Annotated in this window: 17 protein-coding genes; all 17 read left to right on the top strand. The window is 62.4% G+C overall.

Going from position 1 to position 16,687, the window contains the following annotated elements:
* Nucleotides 1–48: 48 nt before the first annotated feature.
* On the top strand, nt 49–1,905 hold the full coding sequence (locus KIG99_RS04660) for a DEAD/DEAH box helicase (protein ID WP_226459081.1): 1,857 nt from the start codon (nt 49–51) through the stop codon (nt 1,903–1,905).
* Nucleotides 1,906–2,192: 287 nt separating this feature from the next.
* Nucleotides 2,193–2,642, top strand: coding sequence for a hypothetical protein (locus KIG99_RS04665; protein ID WP_226459082.1), 450 nt, complete (start codon nt 2,193–2,195; stop codon nt 2,640–2,642).
* Nucleotides 2,643–2,712: 70 nt separating this feature from the next.
* On the top strand, nt 2,713–3,582 hold the full coding sequence (locus tag KIG99_RS04670; protein ID WP_226459083.1) for a DUF2325 domain-containing protein: 870 nt from the start codon (nt 2,713–2,715) through the stop codon (nt 3,580–3,582).
* A gap of 104 nt (nt 3,583–3,686) precedes the next feature.
* The gene (gene hemP / locus KIG99_RS04675; protein ID WP_226459084.1) at nt 3,687–3,863 is read left to right on the top strand and encodes a hemin uptake protein HemP; all 177 of its coding nucleotides are present in this window, start codon (nt 3,687–3,689) and stop codon (nt 3,861–3,863) included.
* A gap of 102 nt (nt 3,864–3,965) precedes the next feature.
* Nucleotides 3,966–4,616 carry an energy transducer TonB gene (locus tag KIG99_RS04680; RefSeq protein WP_226459085.1) on the top strand — a complete coding sequence of 217 codons (651 nt, stop codon included), beginning with the start codon at nt 3,966–3,968 and terminating at the stop codon, nt 4,614–4,616.
* A 1-nt stretch (nt 4,617) separates the two neighbouring features.
* Nucleotides 4,618–5,373 carry a MotA/TolQ/ExbB proton channel family protein gene (locus tag KIG99_RS20745; RefSeq protein ID WP_319002357.1) on the top strand — a complete coding sequence of 252 codons (756 nt, stop codon included), beginning with the start codon at nt 4,618–4,620 and terminating at the stop codon, nt 5,371–5,373.
* Nucleotides 5,374–5,375: 2 nt separating this feature from the next.
* Nucleotides 5,376–5,795, top strand: coding sequence for an ExbD/TolR family protein (locus KIG99_RS04690; RefSeq protein ID WP_226459086.1), 420 nt, complete (start codon nt 5,376–5,378; stop codon nt 5,793–5,795).
* Between the two features lie 129 nt (nt 5,796–5,924).
* Nucleotides 5,925–6,470 carry an iron transporter gene (locus tag KIG99_RS04695; protein ID WP_226440835.1) on the top strand — a complete coding sequence of 182 codons (546 nt, stop codon included), beginning with the start codon at nt 5,925–5,927 and terminating at the stop codon, nt 6,468–6,470.
* A 2-nt stretch (nt 6,471–6,472) separates the two neighbouring features.
* A complete protein-coding gene (locus tag KIG99_RS04700; RefSeq protein ID WP_226459087.1) occupies nt 6,473–7,948 on the top strand; it encodes a carbohydrate porin in 1,476 nt (491 codons plus the stop codon).
* A 9-nt stretch (nt 7,949–7,957) separates the two neighbouring features.
* Nucleotides 7,958–8,290 carry a cupredoxin domain-containing protein gene (locus KIG99_RS04705; RefSeq protein WP_226459088.1) on the top strand — a complete coding sequence of 111 codons (333 nt, stop codon included), beginning with the start codon at nt 7,958–7,960 and terminating at the stop codon, nt 8,288–8,290.
* A gap of 33 nt (nt 8,291–8,323) precedes the next feature.
* Entirely contained in the window at nt 8,324–9,127 is an 804-nt protein-coding gene (locus tag KIG99_RS04710; RefSeq protein ID WP_226459089.1) for an FTR1 family iron permease, read from the top strand.
* Nucleotides 9,120–10,532 carry a 4Fe-4S binding protein gene (locus tag KIG99_RS04715; RefSeq protein ID WP_226459090.1) on the top strand — a complete coding sequence of 471 codons (1,413 nt, stop codon included), beginning with the start codon at nt 9,120–9,122 and terminating at the stop codon, nt 10,530–10,532. Before KIG99_RS04710 ends, KIG99_RS04715 begins: the two co-directional genes overlap by 8 nt.
* Nucleotides 10,533–10,596: 64 nt before the next feature.
* Nucleotides 10,597–12,543 (top strand): ferrous iron transport protein B, encoded by a 1,947-nt coding sequence (gene feoB / locus KIG99_RS04720; RefSeq protein ID WP_226459091.1) that lies wholly within the window; start codon nt 10,597–10,599, stop codon nt 12,541–12,543.
* Between the two features lie 4 nt (nt 12,544–12,547).
* Nucleotides 12,548–12,805, top strand: a complete 258-nt coding sequence (locus KIG99_RS04725; protein WP_226459092.1) for a ferrous iron transport protein A — start codon at nt 12,548–12,550, stop codon at nt 12,803–12,805.
* A gap of 73 nt (nt 12,806–12,878) precedes the next feature.
* Complete coding sequence (bfr, locus tag KIG99_RS04730; protein ID WP_226440842.1) at nt 12,879–13,364, top strand: bacterioferritin; 486 nt, start codon at nt 12,879–12,881, stop codon at nt 13,362–13,364.
* Between the two features lie 9 nt (nt 13,365–13,373).
* Nucleotides 13,374–13,856, top strand: a complete 483-nt coding sequence (gene bfr / locus KIG99_RS04735; RefSeq protein WP_226459093.1) for a bacterioferritin — start codon at nt 13,374–13,376, stop codon at nt 13,854–13,856.
* A 263-nt stretch (nt 13,857–14,119) separates the two neighbouring features.
* Nucleotides 14,120–16,651, top strand: coding sequence for an ATP-binding protein (locus tag KIG99_RS04740; RefSeq protein WP_226461786.1), 2,532 nt, complete (start codon nt 14,120–14,122; stop codon nt 16,649–16,651).
* Nucleotides 16,652–16,687 lie beyond the last annotated feature (36 nt).

Raw genomic sequence — 16,687 nt, forward strand, 5'->3', positions numbered from 1 at the left:
CACGCCGCAAGCCAATAAAAGCAAGCAGCGGCGTCGAAAGGAAACAGCATGACATCACCCGCTGAAAGCTTTGCCGATCTCGGCTTAAGCCCCACGCTACTCCAGACACTGATCGAAATCGGCTACGAAACCCCGTCGCCCATCCAGGCCCAGTGCATCCCCATCCTGCTCGAAGGTCACGACCTGATCGGCATGGCCCAGACCGGCACCGGCAAGACCGCTGCCTTCGCCCTGCCGCTGATGGAACAGATCGACGTCAAGTTGATGAAGCCGCAAGCCCTGATCCTGACGCCGACGCGCGAACTGGCCATCCAGGTTGCCGAGGCGCTGCAAAGCTACGCCAAGAACCTGCCCGGCTTCCACGTCCTGCCGATCTACGGTGGTCAAAGCTACACCATCCAGCTCAAGCAACTGTCGCGCGGCGCCCACGTCATCGTCGGCACGCCGGGTCGCGTCATGGACCACCTCGAGCGCAAGACGCTCAACCTCGACAACCTGAAGACCATGGTTCTCGACGAAGCCGACGAAATGCTGCGCATGGGCTTCATCGACGACGTCGAATGGATTCTCGAACGCACCCCGGAAAAGCACCAGACTGCACTGTTCTCGGCCACCATGCCGGAACAGATTCGCCGCGTTGCCCAGAAATACCTGGTCGAACCGCGCGAAATCAAGATCAAGTCGGCCACTGCCACCGTCGCCGCCATCCGTCAGGTGTACTGGCAGGTTTCCGGCATGCACAAGCTGGATGCCCTGACCCGCATCCTCGAAGTTGAAGAAGACTTCGACGCCGCCATCATCTTCGTGCGCACCAAGACGGCCACCGTCGAACTGGCTGACAAGCTCTCCGCCCGCGGTTATGCCGCTGCCGCCCTGAACGGCGACCTCAACCAGCAGATGCGCGAACGCGTCATCGAGCAATTGAAGTCCGGCGCCCTGGACATCGTCATCGCTACCGACGTTGCCGCCCGCGGCATCGACGTGCCGCGCGTCAGCCACGTCGTGAACTACGACATCCCGTACGACACCGAAGCCTATGTGCACCGCATTGGCCGTACCGGCCGTGCCGGCCGCACCGGCAACGCCATCCTGTTCGTCGCCCCGCGTGAAATCCGCATGCTGCGCACGATCGAGCGCGCCACCCGTTCGCCGATCGCACCGCTGACGTTGCCGAGCCGCGCCGATGTCACCAACAAGCGCGTTACCGACTTCAAGCAAAAGGTCGTTGAAGTGCTCAACGCCGAAGGCCTCGATTTCTTCGCCAACATCGTCTCGCAGATCGCCGAAGAGCAGAATGTCGGCGCCGAAGAAGTTGCTGCCGCACTGGCCATGATGGCCCAGGAAGGCAAGCCCTTGCAGATCGCTGGTGAAGATCCGCGTCCGGCCCCGGCCCCTTCCTTCGACAGCCGTGACAGCCGTCCGCGCCCGGGCAGCTTTGGCGAGCGCGACCGTGCGCCGCGTCCGCAAGGTGACCGTCCGCGCTTTGAAGACCGTGGCGACAAGCCACGCTTCGAGGATCGCGGCGAGCGCCCGCGCCGCGAAGAACGCCCGGCCCGCTCGGCACCGAGCGGCGACATGGTGCGTTACCGCATCGATGTGGGTCGCGACCATGGCGTCCAGGTCAAGGACATCGTCGGCGCCATCGCCAACGAAGCCGGTATCGAAAGCCGCTTCATCGGCCGCATCGCACTGTACGACGAGTCGAGCACCGTTGAACTGCCGGCCGGCATGCCCGCCGAAGCATCCAACGCATTGAAGCGCACCCGCGTGCGCGGCGTGCCGATCAATCTGCGCCAGGATGAAGGGCGTACGGATGGCGGCTTCAGCGGCGAACGCAAGTTCGACGGTGAGCGCAAGTTCGACGGTGACCGCAGCAAGTTCAAGAAAAAACCCGGCGCCTACTGATCCACAAACGCCCCATTAAAAAGCCACGGCCCATGCCGTGGCTTTTTTGTTGTCTACGCGAACAGGCCCGGCCTGCCAGCAACTCAAGAAAACCCAATTCGCATCAATAACAATAATTCTTGTTTACATCAAAAAACAACGCGCCTATGATGAGAATCGTTATCAACAACTTAAATGAGCTGCGCGACCGGCACTTCATCCATGAATGACCCGCCAACCGCCGTCTCGGTTTTTACCAACCAGCATCTCACACCCACCACCGCCCGAGCCAGAAAAGAGAGGTTCTCATGCTTGCACCGCTTAAAAACCGCGCCCTGCTTGAACGCGACCAGGCCGGCCCCCAGACCGACCTGAGCTACCTGACAGCGGCCGACCGCCAGTATTTGCAGCACCTTGAGTCAGACAACGAATCCCTTCGACTCGCCCTGCGCCACGCCCGGCGCAGCCAGCGTCGCAATGCCAGCCTGGCGGCTCGCCAGATTGTCGCTCAACTCAACGAAATCAACCGGCTCGCCGAGCTCAACGCCTACCAGAACAAACGCCTGGAAGCCTTCGAATCCGGCCAGGTCATCATTGAACTGGGGCGCAAACTGCTCGAACTCAGCGAAGCCAACGATTACTTGAACACAACGGCACAGCGCGTCTGGTTTCTTGAAAAAACCATCTGCGCAGCCCATGCCGAATGCGAACGCCTTTATCGCGAGCGCGACGAAGCCAGAGTCCCTGGCCAGCAATAAGCGACCTCATCCGTAACAGCCAGCCAACCGGGAGCCCGGCCAGCCAGCGACTTTCTCGCCAGGAGCCAACATGCCCGAAGTTGCCAGCCCCACCCAGATTACGCTTGCCGCAGGCGACACTGCGCCCTCCGAGAAACCACGCCAACCGCCGCGGCAAAAAACCTCTTCAAGAGAGGTCGACCGGAGCGGATTGCCGACCGAAATACTGACCCTGAACGCCCTGTTGCGCGACAACGCACAACTGCGCCGGCAATTGCGCACCGCCCAAGCCGAGACAGAGGCACAACGGGCCGAAAAATCGCGCGAAACCAGCCGACTCGCCCAACGCGTCGCAGAATTGCGCGCGGAACTGGCCGGCCATGAAACAGCAGCAGCCAGACTGGCCGGGCAGTTGCACACCCTGCAACAAGACCTGCCCGATCTCAGGGAACGGCAGTCGCTGGCCCGTCGCGCCACCGACGCCGAAGCCCGGGCCAGCGCCTTGTGCGCGCGTCTGGCCGAACAGGAATCAGCGGCCGAGCACTGGCAACGGCGCTATCTGAGCACCCAACGACAACTCCCTTGCCAGCCGGGCCAGACAGTGGAGCCTGCCGCAGATACTGAAGGAGCCCCCCTGGCCGGCAAATGCGTTCTCTGCATCGGCGGACAGCGCAGCGCAGTCGATGCCTACCGGCGAATCGTCGAAGGCCGCGGCGGTCGCTTTCTGCAACACCAAGCCGAACAGCTTGAAAACCTGCAGGGCATCGCCGCCGATCTGGCACTCGCCGATCTCGTCGTCTGCCAGGCCGGCAATACCAGCGGCCTGCGCTACGGACAGTTGCGCGAAGAATGTCGAGAAAACGGAACGCAATGCGTTTTTCTCCAGGAGCCCGGCCTGGCCAGCTTCGGGCGCATCGTCAGCGCCGCCTGCACACCCACTGAATCGATCACGCTGCGCTAAAGCCACAAAGCCACAAAACCACACCGGGATCATGGACAAGTTGTTGACATTGATTCTCAATTACAGAATAATAAGATCCATTCTCGTTTGCATTCGGAACCACGATGAACACCCAGCCCAAGACTCCACTCTCCCCGCCCCAGGCCGAAAGCAACGACGCCCGCCCACGCCTCGAAAGCGAGCAGATCCTGCGCGGCAACAACACGGTCGAAATCGAGCATGCCGGGCAGCGCTACCTGCTGCGGGTGACTCGCGAAAACAAGTTGATCCTGACCAAATAAGCCTCTCCGTTGTAAGCCTCTCCTTCCCGCAGCCAGCAAGCCCAATGCCAGCGAGCCAAGGGTTTTTTCCCGAAAGGCGACTGGCTCAACCTGAAAAACGCCATGAGTTACGTCTTATCCCGCCCTTCTTCCTTTCAGCGCAGCAGCCTGCTTGGCATCGTCGTCGGCCTGCATGCCGGCATCTTTTTGCTGATTCTGGCGGCCAAGACGATCGTGCCGCAGATCATGGAAATGCCGATGGTGGTCGACATGTTGCCGGCACCGGAAGCGGAAAAGACGCCGGTCGCAAAGCCGCTGCCGATGGCCAAACCGCAGCCAGCCAAACAACAGGCAGCAGCAACACCGGCACCCAGAACACCAACGCCAAGCATCGAGACAACAAACAGCACGATCCCGCTCGCCAGTGCTCCCGCCGCTGCGCCAGCCGAAGCACGCCCCGCAGCAGCCGCAGCCCCTGCTGCCGAAGCAAGCAGTGCAGCCCGCTTCGACGCCGACTACCTGAAAAATCCGGCCCCTCCCTACCCGGCACTGGCTCGTCGCATGGGTGAGGAAGGCAAGGTCATCCTGCGCGTCTCGGTCAATCCGCAGGGTAGCGCCGACAGTGTCGAGATCAAGACCTCATCGGGCAGCCCGCGCCTCGACGAAGCAGCCCAGAAGACCGTGCGCAACTGGAAATTCATACCGGCCAAGCGTGGCGATACCGCCATTCAGAGCTGGGTCCTGGTCCCCATTATTTTCAAATTGGAGCAATAACATGCAGGAAACCCTCCCTGACACCGCCGCCAACGCCTTTGGCTTCGCTCACCTGTGGGCGAGCGGCGACCTCATCTCGCACAGCGTTGCGATCATTCTCGCCCTGATGTCGATTGCCAGCTGGTACCTGATCCTGGCCAAAGCCTGGGACTGGTGGACGGTGCGCCGCGCCGCCCAGGCCGTCGGCAAGTTCTGGACCGCGACCAGCTTTGCCGAAGGCATCGAGCGCCTGCGAGAAGCCGGTAGCGAGAGCCCCTACGCCCAGCTCGCCGAACAGGCCAATTGCTGCAACCACGAATGCGAAGCGGTCACCGGCCGCCTCGCCTCGCGCTTCGACCCGGCCGAACAGATGGAACGCGCCCTTCGCCAGCAACTGTCGAGCACCCAGGCGAGCATGGAAAACGGTCTGACCCTGCTTGCCACGACCGGCGCCACGGCACCTTTCGTCGGGCTGTTCGGTACGGTATGGGGCATTTACCACGCGTTGGTCGCGATCGGCCTGTCCGGCCAGGCGGCCCTGGAAAAGGTCGCCGGCCCGGTCGGCGAAGCGCTGATCATGACCGCCGCCGGCCTCGCCGTCGCGCTGCCCGCCGTCTTTGCCTACAACGCCTTTGCCCGCGCCAACCGCGTCATCCTGGCCGACCTCGATGCTTTCGCGCACGACCTGCATGCCTTCTTCACGGTCGGCAAGCCCTTCGTCGCCAACAGCGCCCAGATCCACCCGATGCGCGCCCGCGCCGCCGCCGAGGTCGCGTAATCATGGCCATGGGCAGCTTCAACGCGCAGAACCACCAGGCGCCGACGGCGGAGATCAACATGACGCCGCTGGTCGACGTCATGCTCGTCCTGCTCATCATCTTCATCATCACCGCGCCGCTGATGACGCATTCGGTCAAGGTCGAATTGCCGCGCGCCTCGAGCATGCCGACGCCGGAAAAACCGCTGACGCTGCAGGTAGCGATCAATGCCGAGAACGCCGTTTTTGTCGGTTCCGAAGCGGTCGACCGGTCGACGCTCGAACAGAAGTTCCGTGAGGCCGTCGCCCGCGACACCAATGTCGAAATGCATCTCAAGGCCGACAAGGCGACCCGTTACGAGTCGGTTGCCGAAACCATGAGTGCCGCCAGACGCGCCGGCCTGACCAAGATCGGCTTTGTCACGCAGCCCGGAAACGAATAGCACCAGAAACCCGTTCTACTTTTTCGCAATTTCAAACCATCCCTCAAGCCAGCCAGCCAGAACGCCAGCCAGCCCCCCCGGGAAGCCAGCTTCATGGTCAGCCAGCCAGAGACACTCAGGAGTCCTGCCATGCTGTCCCCGAAACACATCCTCTCTGCCCTGCTGCTGTCCGCTGCCCTGGCCACCCCGGCGCTCGCCCTCGAATACCCGATCGGCGTGCCGCAACAGCGCGCCGGCATGGAAATCGCTGCCGTCTATCTGCAACCGGTCGAAATGGAACCGGAAGGGATGATGAAGAAGGCGACCGACTCCGACATCCACCTCGAAGCCGACATCCACGCCCTGGCCAACAACCCGAACGGCTTCGAGGAAGGCGCCTGGATGCCTTACCTGATGGTCAAGTTCGAAGTCTCCAAGATCGGCGGCGACTACAAGGTAGCCGGCGACTTCATGCCGATGGTCGCCAACGACGGTCCGCACTACGGCGACAACGTCAAGCTCGCCGGTCCGGGCAAGTACAAGGTGAAGTACACCATCCTGCCGCCGTCGGCCAACCCGCACGCCCACTTCGGCCGCCACACCGACCGCGCCACCGGCGTGCGTCCGTGGTTCAAGCCGTTTGAAGTCGAATACGAATTCACTTACGTCGGCATCGGCAAAAAAGGCGGGTACTAAGCATGAAACTCAGCCAATTGTCTGCCGCGCTGGTCGCGGCAGGGCTGGCCCTGCCCGCCCTCGCCGCGCCCGATAGCGCGACCCTGCAAAAACTGCTCGAGCGCATGGAAAAGCTCGAAGCACGCAATGCCGAGCTGGAAAAGAAGGTCAAGACCCTCGAAGGTGAAAGCGAGGAAATCACCAAGGGCCTCGACAGCCCGCGCCTGTCGCAGTACGAGCCGGAACTGACGGTACGCCTCAAGGCGGTCGAAAAGGACGCCCTGGAAATGAAGAAGGCGGCCAGGATCGCCGAAGGCCTCGAAGGCATCAAGGTCAGTGCCGCGCTCGCCACGGTCGGCCAGCACGCGAGCGGCCTGCCGCAAGGCATCGAGAACGGCAGCAGCCAGCTCAACTACCGCGCCGACATCTCGGTCGAACTGCCGCTCGCCCCGATCGGCGATATCGAGCACAAGCTGTTCGCCCATCTGCGCATGGGCCAGGGCCTGGGCCTGAATGCCGCATTCTCCAATCTCGGCTTCTTCTCGAGCGCACCGAATGCGCTGGCCTTCCGCGCTTCCGGCGCCAGCCCGGACGACTCGGTGACCATTCTCGGCCAGGCCTGGTACCAGGCAGCGATCCCGCTGCCCTTCCTCGGCTTCAAGCCCTATTCGCGGGAAACGCTCGAACTCACCTTCGGCAAAATGGACATCTTCGGCTTCTTCGACCAGAACGCCGCCGCCGGCGACGAATCGAAGCAATTCCTCAACTCCGTCTTCGTGCATAACCCGCTGCTCGATGCCGCCGGCGAAGTCGGCGTCGATGCCAACGGCTTCCAGCCCGGTTTCGTCGCTTCCTACCTGAACTACGTCGACAAGACCCAACCCTGGCGCCTGTCGATCGGCCTGTTCGGAGCCGGCGACAAGGGTGCCAATTACCAGCGTAGCCTGACCTCGCCGCTGGTCATGGTGCAGGCTGAGAAGGAGCTCAAGCTGTTCGGCGGCCTGAGCGGCAATTACCGCATCTACGGCTGGAACCGCAAGGAAGGCGTCGACTTCGACGGCGTCACGACCAGCAAGCACACCGGTATCGGCGCCTCGATCGACCAACGCATCGGCGACGGCATGCGGGTCTTTGCCCGTTACGGCAAGCTGGTCAATGGCGAGCTGCCGTTCAACCAGGCAGCCACGGCCGGCGCCGAGTTCTCGGGCAGCTACTGGGGTCGCGGCGCCGACGCCATCGGCATCGCCGGCGCCTGGCTACAAGCGGGCAAGGCTTACCGCAACAGCACGGCGACCGCCTACTACGACAACGACAACCTGTTGCCGGCCTACAGCTTCACGCCCAAGGGTGCCGAGAAAGTCGCCGAAATCTACTACCGCTACCGCCTGTCGCCGCAATTCGAAATCTCGCCCGACTTCCAGTACGTGACGAACGGCGGCGGCAACGCCGATGCCAAGTCGGTCAAGGTCTTCGCCTTGCGCGCCAATATTGCCTATTAAGGAAACACGATGAAACACGCTCTCCATTCCGTGGTTTTTGCCCTTTTTCTCGCGTCGACCGCTGCGCTGGCCGACGACATGCCCACGTACAAGCTGACGATGAAGGACGGACGTTTCTATCCGGAAACGCTGGAAGTTCCCGCCCTGACCCGCTTTCGCCTGGAAGTGAAAAACGAGGGGCCGGGCGCCACGGAATTCGAGAGCCTCGAATTGAAGAAGGAACTGGTGCTCGCCCCCGGCGTCACGCGCAACCTGGTTTTCTACCCTATGAAACCCGGCACCTACAAGTTCTTCGACGACTTCCACCCGGAAACCGGCCAGGGCCGGATCGTCGCCAAGTAAATCAGCCAACAAGACAACACAACGGAGTTCAGCATGGGTAACGCCTTTTTCGTGGTCTGGCGGGAAAGCCTCGAGGCTTTCCTGATCGCCGGCATCCTCTACGCCTGGCTGAAAGCCAACGACGACAGCGGCCAGGGTCGCCGCGCCCTCTTTCTCGGCCTGGCCGCCGGGGCCGGGCTGGCCATGCTGCTCGGCTGGGCGCTGCTGACCGTACAGGACGAACTGACCGGCGAAGCCCTCGACATGTTCCAGACAGCAACGCTCTTCGTCGCTGCCGGCCTGATCACGCAAATGGTCCTGTGGATGCACAAGCACGGCCGGCAAATGAAGGCCCGGCTGCATGCCGACCTCGCCGCTGCGGCCGAGAAATCGGGGCATCTCGGCGTCGCCGTCGTCGCCGCACTGGCGGTCGCGCGCGAAGGCGCCGAAACGGTGATCTTCCTCTATGGCATGGCGCAGGAAGGCGACCTGAGCGCGCTGCTGCTCGGCGCCCTGGCCGGTTTTGCCGGTGCCGGCGCAACCGCCTGGCTGGCCGCCAAGAGCCTGGCCCGCCTCAACATCGGCCTGTTGCTGCGCCTCTCCTCGATCCTGCTCCTGGTTCTCGCCTCGGCCCTGCTCATTTCGGCCATCGACCGCCTGCTCGGCGCCGGCTGGCTGCCGCCGTTGCTCGACCCGGTCTGGGACAGCTCGGCCCTGCTCGACGACGGCACCAAGGCCGGCAAGCTGATCGCCGACTTCTCCGGCTACCGCGCCCGCCCGGCGCTGACTTCGCTGCTTGCCTGGGCGACCTACTGGGGCGTCGTCATCTTCGCCTGGCGGAGAAGCGGCCGTGGCTGAACATGTCATCGCTTTCCATGCCAGCCGGCCAACCCCGGACCAACCGGCCGCCAGCGGTCGACTCGCCAGAATCGGCCTTTTCCTGCGCAGGCACCGCAAGCTGATCATCAGCGTGCAGTGGATCATCGTCGTGCTCTACGCGGCGATGGTGATCATCCCGGCCTTTTTGCCGCTGCCGCCGGAAGATGCGCATATCTGGGACAACCTGCGCCTGTTCGCGCAATTCTGCTTCTGGGGTCTGTGGTGGCCGGGCGTGATGATCGCCACGGTGACCATGGGCCGCGTCTGGTGCGGCCTGTTCTGCCCGGAAGGCGCGGTTTCCGAATGGGTCAGCCAGTACGGCCGGGGCAAGGCGCTGCCACGCTGGCTGAAATGGACCGGCTGGCCGTTCGTCGCCTTCGTCTGCACGACGGTGTACGGTCAACTGGTCAGCGTCTATGAATATCCGCAGGCGGCGCTGCTGGTGCTCGGCGGCTCAACCATCGCCGCCATCGGCATCGGCCTGCTCTACGGCCGCGAAAAACGCATCTGGTGCCGCTACCTGTGCCCGGCCTCCGGCGTCTTCGCCGTGCTGGCCAAGATCGCACCGGTGCATTACAAGGTCGACCGCGATGCCTGGGATCGTTACCAGGGCGATTTCGAGCCGGTCAATTGCGCCCCGCTGCTCGACGTCCGGCGCATGACCAGCGCCTCCGAATGCCATGGCTGCGGACGCTGCGCCGGCCAGCGCGATGCCGTCACCTTCTCGGCCCGCTCACCCTTCGCCGAAGTCCTCGACCTCGACGCACCGGCCCGGACGCCGGATGCGCTGACCCTCGTCTACGGCGTGCTCGGCGTCGCCACCGCCGCCTTCCAGTGGACGCTCAGCCCCTGGCTGCTCGCGATCAAGCTGGCCGCCGCCGACTGGCTGGTCGAGCACAACCATTTCGCGCTGCTCGACAACGACGTGCCCTGGTGGCTGCTGACGCATTACCCGGAAGCCAGCGACATGTTCACCTGGCTCGACGGCGCACTGGTCCTCGGCTATCTGCTCGGTGGCGGTTTCCTGCTCGGCAGCGCGCTGCTCGTCGGCCCGGCGATTGCCGCCCGGCTGCTGCGGACTCAGACCCTGAACTGGCAACGCTTCACCCTTGCCCTGACGCCACTCGCCGCCGCCAGCGTCATCCTCGGCCTGTCGATGTTGACCGTGACCCATCTCAAGGCCGAGCATTTCTGGCTCGGCTGGCTGCCGTACTTCCGCATCAGCCTGCTCAGCGCCGGCTGCCTGGGCAGCCTGTGGCTGGCTTTCGGTCTGATTCGGCAAGCACCGAGCAGCCTGCCATCTCGTGCCAGCGCTCTTTTTGCCATGCTCCTGCCGAACGCCCTGATGGCGACCGTATGGACGCTGGTTTTCTTCATCTGGTGAGCGTTCCGGCGTAAAGTGGCGAATCCTCGCGTCGCACGCCCCAACCCGAACACCTGCAGCCCAAGTGAATAACTCTTTGACCGCCAACAACGCCATCCTGCTCGTCGGCCATCCCAACGTCGGCAAATCGGTCCTTTTTCACCGGTTGACCGGTGCCTACGTCAATGTTTCCAACTATCCGGGAACCACCGTCGAAGTCACCCGTGCCAATACCCGTTTCGATCGCGAAGCCGTGCTCCTCGACACGCCAGGCGTCCTCGCCCTGCCCTCGCGCAGCGATGACGAACGCGCGACGATGCGCGCCCTGCTGCACGAAAGCTCGCGCTGTCTCGTCCAGGTCGGCGATGCCAAGAACCTGCGCCGCACGCTGACCCTGACCGCCCTGCTCGCCGAACTCGGCGTGCCCATGGTGCTGGCGCTCAACATGCATGACGAAGCGGCGGCACGCGGTGTCACCGTCGATATCACGGCACTCGCGGAAGAACTCGGCATCCCGGTCCTCGCCACCGTGGCCACCGGCGGCGAAGGCATCGGCGAACTGACCGGCAGCCTGGCCAATGCCCGCAAGCCGCAAGCCCTGTTGCGCTACGACGCGGATTTCGAAGCCGAAATCGGCGCCATGGCCGATGCCATCACGCGCCTTGCCCCGCACCCGAAACTGGCCGCCCGCGGCCTGGCCATTCTTTTCCTCGGCGGTGACTCGGCCGTTGCCGACTGGCTCAGGGAAACCGCCGGCCAACATTTCGCCGAACTCGAACAACGCTGTCGCGCTGCCGCCGAACATACCGACGGCGATCTGCCGACACTGCTTGCCCGCGAACGCACCGAAGCAGCCGACGCGCTCGCCGCCAGCGTCATCCAGCGCGCCGTCAGGAGCAGCCCGCTGTTGTCGCAGCGCCTCGGCCAGTACGTCGTCCATCCGGTCTGGGGCATCCCCATCCTGCTCGGCGTACTCTACGTGGTTTACCAGTTCGTCGGCGTCTTTGGTGCAACCACTCTGGTCGGCCTGCTTGAGGAGGACCTTTTCGAAGGCATCCTCAATCCGGCCTTCACCGATTTCGTCACCGCAACGGTCAACCTGCCCTGGCTGGCCGATTTGCTGGTCGGCCAGTACGGTTTATGGACCATGGGCATGACCTACGCGCTGGCGCTGATCCTGCCCATCGTCACCACCTTCTTCTTTGCCTTCGGCGTCCTCGAGGATTCCGGCTACCTGCCGCGCCTGACCGTGATCGCCAACCGCCTGTTCGCGCTGATCGGCCTCAACGGCCGCGCCGTTCTGCCGATGGTGCTGGGGCTGGGCTGCGTCACCATGGCCACCCTGACGACGCGCATCCTGCACAGCCCGCGCGAACGGATGATCACCATCTTCCTGCTCGCCCTGGCCATTCCCTGCTCGGCGCAGCTCGGTGTCGTGCTCGGCATGCTCGGCGGCGTTTCCTTTACCGCCGTGCTGGTCTGGGCGCTGGCCATGGTTGCCATCCTGCTGCTCTCCGGCTTCCTTGCCGCCAAGCTGATTCCCGGCCGGCGCATTCCGCTGGTCACCGAACTACCGCCGATGCGCCTGCCGATCATCGGCAATGTGCTGAAGAAAACCGGCGGTCGCCTGAAGTGGTATCTGCTCGAGGTCATCCCGCTCTTCCTGCTCGGCACCTTCATCATGTATGTGCTGGACAAGAGCGGCGGCCTGCCGGCCATCATCGAAGCCGGCGAACCGCTGGTATCGGGCTGGCTCGGCCTGCCGAAAGAGGCTTCGGCCGCCTTCGTGATGGGCTTCCTGCGCCGCGATTTCGGCGCCACCGGCCTGTTTGCGATGGCCCACGATTTGTCGCCGATCCAGGCCGTGGTCGGCATGATCACCATCACCTTGTTCATCCCCTGCTTTGCCAGCCTGATGATGATGGTCAAGGAGCAAGGAGCAAAAGTCGCCATCGGCATGGTCGCCGTCATCGTCCCCTTCGCCTTTTTTGTCGGCGGCCTGTTCAACATCATCCTGCACGCCGTCTGGTAAGCCCATGAGTCCGAAACACGAAGCCCGCCTCCCCCTCGCCTTCATCACGCCGGGCAGCGAAGTCCGTCTGGTTGCGCTGGGCGACGAGATCGACCCGCTTCAGCGCGAGCAACTGACTGCCTACGGCCTGGCCGAAAACCGGCCGATTCGGGTGCTGCAGCAGAAGCCGATGACCGTCATTCTTGCCGACGAAGTGGAACTTGCCCTGGAACATGCTGTCGCACGCCATATCTGGGTGGAAAAGCACGCTTCACCCGACTAGAATGGCCGCTCCAGGCAAGCCAGCCGATATTCGCCAGCCAGCCGCCAGTTTTCAACGAACTCCGGAGAATGCAATGAAGGGCGACAAGAAAATCATCGACATCCTGAACGATCTGCTGGCCGGCGAACTGACCGCCGTCGACCAGTACCTGATCCATGGCGAGATGTACGCCGACATGGGACTGGGCCAACTGGCCGAGAAGTCCATCCACGAGTCCGACCACGAACGCCAGCACGCCCGCGCCATCATCCAGCGCATCCTGTTCCTCGAAGGCAAGCCGGACCTTTCCAGACGCGATGCCCTGAAAATCGGCAAGAACGTACCGGAAATGCTCAAATCCGACCTCAACGTCGAATACAAGGTCGATGGCGAACTCAAGAAAGCCATCGCCGCCTGTGAAAAGGCCCAGGACTACGTGACCCGCGACATGCTGGCCGTGCAGCTTGAGGATACCGAGATGGATCACGCCTACTTCCTCGAAAAACAATTGAAGCTGATCGAACTGGTCGGCCTCCAGAATTACCAGCAGAGCCAGATGGGCTCGGGCACCCCGGCTTAAGGAGCAGGCATGAAAGGCGACAAGAAAGTCATCGAAGCCCTGAACAAGGTGCTGAAGAACGAGCTGACCTCGATCAACCAGTATTTCCTGCATGCCCGCATGTTCCGCAACTGGGGCCTGGAAAAGCTCAACGACTACCAGTACAAGCAGTCGATCCGCGTCATGAAGGAAGCCGACGAAATCATCGAACGCGTCCTTTTCCTCGAGGGTCTGCCCAACCTGCAGAATCTCGGCAAGCTGCTGATCGGCGAAAACGTCGTCGAATGCCTGGCCGGCGACCTCAAGTACGAGCGTGAAATCCAGCGCCCGCTGCTGATCGAGTCCATCGCCCTGTGCGAGGAACTGCAGGATTACGTCAGCCGCGACCTGCTGGAGGATCTGCTGGAACACTGCGAGGAAGCAATCGACTGGCTGGAAACGCAACAGACCCTGATCAAGGATGTGACCCTGCCGAATTATCTGCAGGCCCACATGGAGCCGGGTGGCGACTAAGCAACCAACCTGGTTCCAGCACAAGCCGCAGCATCGACTGCGGCTTTTTTTCGCCCGAAAACCGCATGTCATGCACTGACCGGAAAGCGCTGGCAAGACATCGGGAAATACCTGCAAACAGGTAGATTCGAGTGGAGTAGAATCACGCGCAAAGTACAGGGGATGCGACACAGCAAGTGTCGCGATGACAAGAAAATAGCACCGGACCCGGACTCGTGAGTCTCGCCACAACACCCTCCAGGCATTTGCAAACCTTGCTGGTTGTGGGCCTCGTTTTCTCCAACATCCTCGTCTTCGCCCTGTCTGGATTCTCGCTGCAGCAAAGCCGGCAGCAACACGAGTTGCGCGCCGAAGACCTGACCCGCAATATCGCCAGCGCACTCGATCTCAATTTATCCGGCAGCATCGAGCGGATCGACCTGTCGCTGCGTACAGTCGCCGACGAACTTGAGCGTCAGCTGGCCGGCAAGGGCATTGACGAAGCAGCGATGAATGTCTTTCTCGCCCGCCAGGAAGAGCGCTTGCCGATAACGGAAGCCTTCCGTGTCGCCAACGCAGATGGACTGGTCATCCTCGGCAAGGGGGTCAGCAAGGCAAACCCCGCCAGTTGGGCTGACCGCGACTTTTTCATTTACCACCGCGAGCACGCCGATCGCCGACTGCAGATTTCCAAGCCGCGCCTGGGGCGCGTCGCCAAGCAATATATCGTCGGCTTCGCCCAGCGCTACAACTATCCGGATGGACGTTTTGCCGGCGTCATCTCGGCCCCCGTAGCGGTCGACCATCTTTTACAGCTGATTTCCCAGTTCAAGCTCGGCGACGGTGGCACGATTTCATTGCGTGATACCGACCTCGGCCTGATCACACGAATTCCGGCCATTCCCGACAAACCGGCCGGCCAGATCGGCAACAAGGTCATCGCCCCCGAATTCCAGCATTTGGCGGAATCCGGCACGACACAGGCGACTTTTCACACCCAGGCCAGCGGCGACGGCCATCAGCGCATTGTCACCTTCCGTCGTCTCGACAAGGTTCCGATGCTGGCGATTATCGGCATCGACAAGGAAGAGTACCTGACCGAATGGATGACCGAGGTCTATCAAACCTCGGCCATCGCCGCCAGTTTCCTTCTCCTGTCTGTAGCACTGGGTGGCTTCGCCTTGCACTTCCTCAAGCGCACAACGCGCGAAAGCAGGCGCAACCAGCTTTATCTGCAACGCGCCAGCGATGGCATTCACATTCTCGACAAACAGCTCCGCCTGGTCGAAGCGAATGACCGCTTCTGCCAGATGCTCGGCTATCGCCGGGATGAACTGATCGGGGCCAGCGTGACCCTGTGGGATGCCCAATGGCCGGAAAGCATCCTGCAGGAAAAGATATGGCGCGGACTATCTCCGGATTCGACGCCAATCACGCTGGAAACTCGCCACCGGCAAAAAAACGGTGACGTGCTCGACGTCGAAGTCAATATGAGCCGGTTCACCGTCGATGGCGAAAGCTATCTGTATGCCGCTGCACGCGACATCAGCAAGCGCAAGGCAGATGAAAGCGAGCTGGAACGCCACCGCCACCATCTCGAAGAACTGGTGACCGAACGGACCGAGCAACTTGCGACCGCCAAGGAGGCGGCGGAAACCGCGAGCATTGCCAAGAGTGCCTTCCTCGCCAACATGTCGCACGAAATCCGGACCCCGCTCAACGCCATCACCGGCATGGCCCATCTGATCCGCCGCGCCGGACTTTCAGAAGAACAAGCGGTACGCCTGGGCAAACTGGAGGCAGCAAGTACTCATCTGCTCGATATCATCAATGCCATCCTCGACATTTCCAAGATCGAAGCCGGGAAATTTGTCCTGGAAGAAACCGCTGTCCGGGTCGAAAGCCTGCTCGGCAATGTCACGTCGATGCTGCACGAACGCGCCCAGGCCAAGCATCTGTACCTGAACACGAGCACCCACGGACTGCCGCATCACCTGCTGGGTGACCCGACCCGCCTGCAGCAGGCCCTGCTCAACTTCGCCAGCAATGCCATCAAGTTCACCGACCATGGCGGCGTCAGCATCAGGGTCAGTCTCATCGAAGAAGGAGAGGACAGCGCGCTGCTCCGTTTCGAAGTCAGCGACACCGGCATCGGTATCGCACCGGACGTTCTGCCCAAGCTGTTCTCGACCTTCGAACAGGCCGACAACACGACCACCCGCAAATATGGCGGCACCGGGCTGGGCCTCTCGATCACCCGCAAACTCGCCCGCCTGATGGGCGGCGACGCCGGTGCCAGCAGCACACCAGGCGCAGGCAGCACCTTCTGGTTCTCCGCCCGGCTGAAAAAGAGCCATGCCATCACCGCCGGTGAATTGATCGAGCCGGAAATGGCCGAGGAGCATCTCAAACGGGATTACGCCGGCTGCCGCGTCCTGCTTGCCGAAGACGAACCGATCAACCGTGAAATCACCCTGATGATGCTCGACGAAACCGGCCTGCTCATCGATATTGCCGAAGACGGTCGTGTCGCCGTCGAACTGGCCCGCATCCACCACTACGACCTGATCCTGATGGACATGCAGATGCCCAACATGGATGGCCTGGAAGCCACGCGGCAGATTCGCGCCCTGCCCGAAAATGCGACAACCCCGATCCTGGCGATGACCGCCAATGCCTTTGTCGAAGACAAGGCACGCTGCTTTGCGGCCGGCATGAACGAGTTCATTGCCAAGCCGGTCAATCCGGAAGAACTCTTCGCAACCATGCTGACCTGGCTGGCCCGCAGCAACGCGCCAAGGCGGCACAACTGCTAAACTCGCAAGCCGCTGGCTAAACTGACTTGGCACAGC

The sequence above is a fragment of the Quatrionicoccus australiensis genome (assembly GCF_020510425.1).
Lineage (GTDB): Bacteria > Pseudomonadota > Gammaproteobacteria > Burkholderiales > Rhodocyclaceae > Azonexus > Azonexus australiensis_A.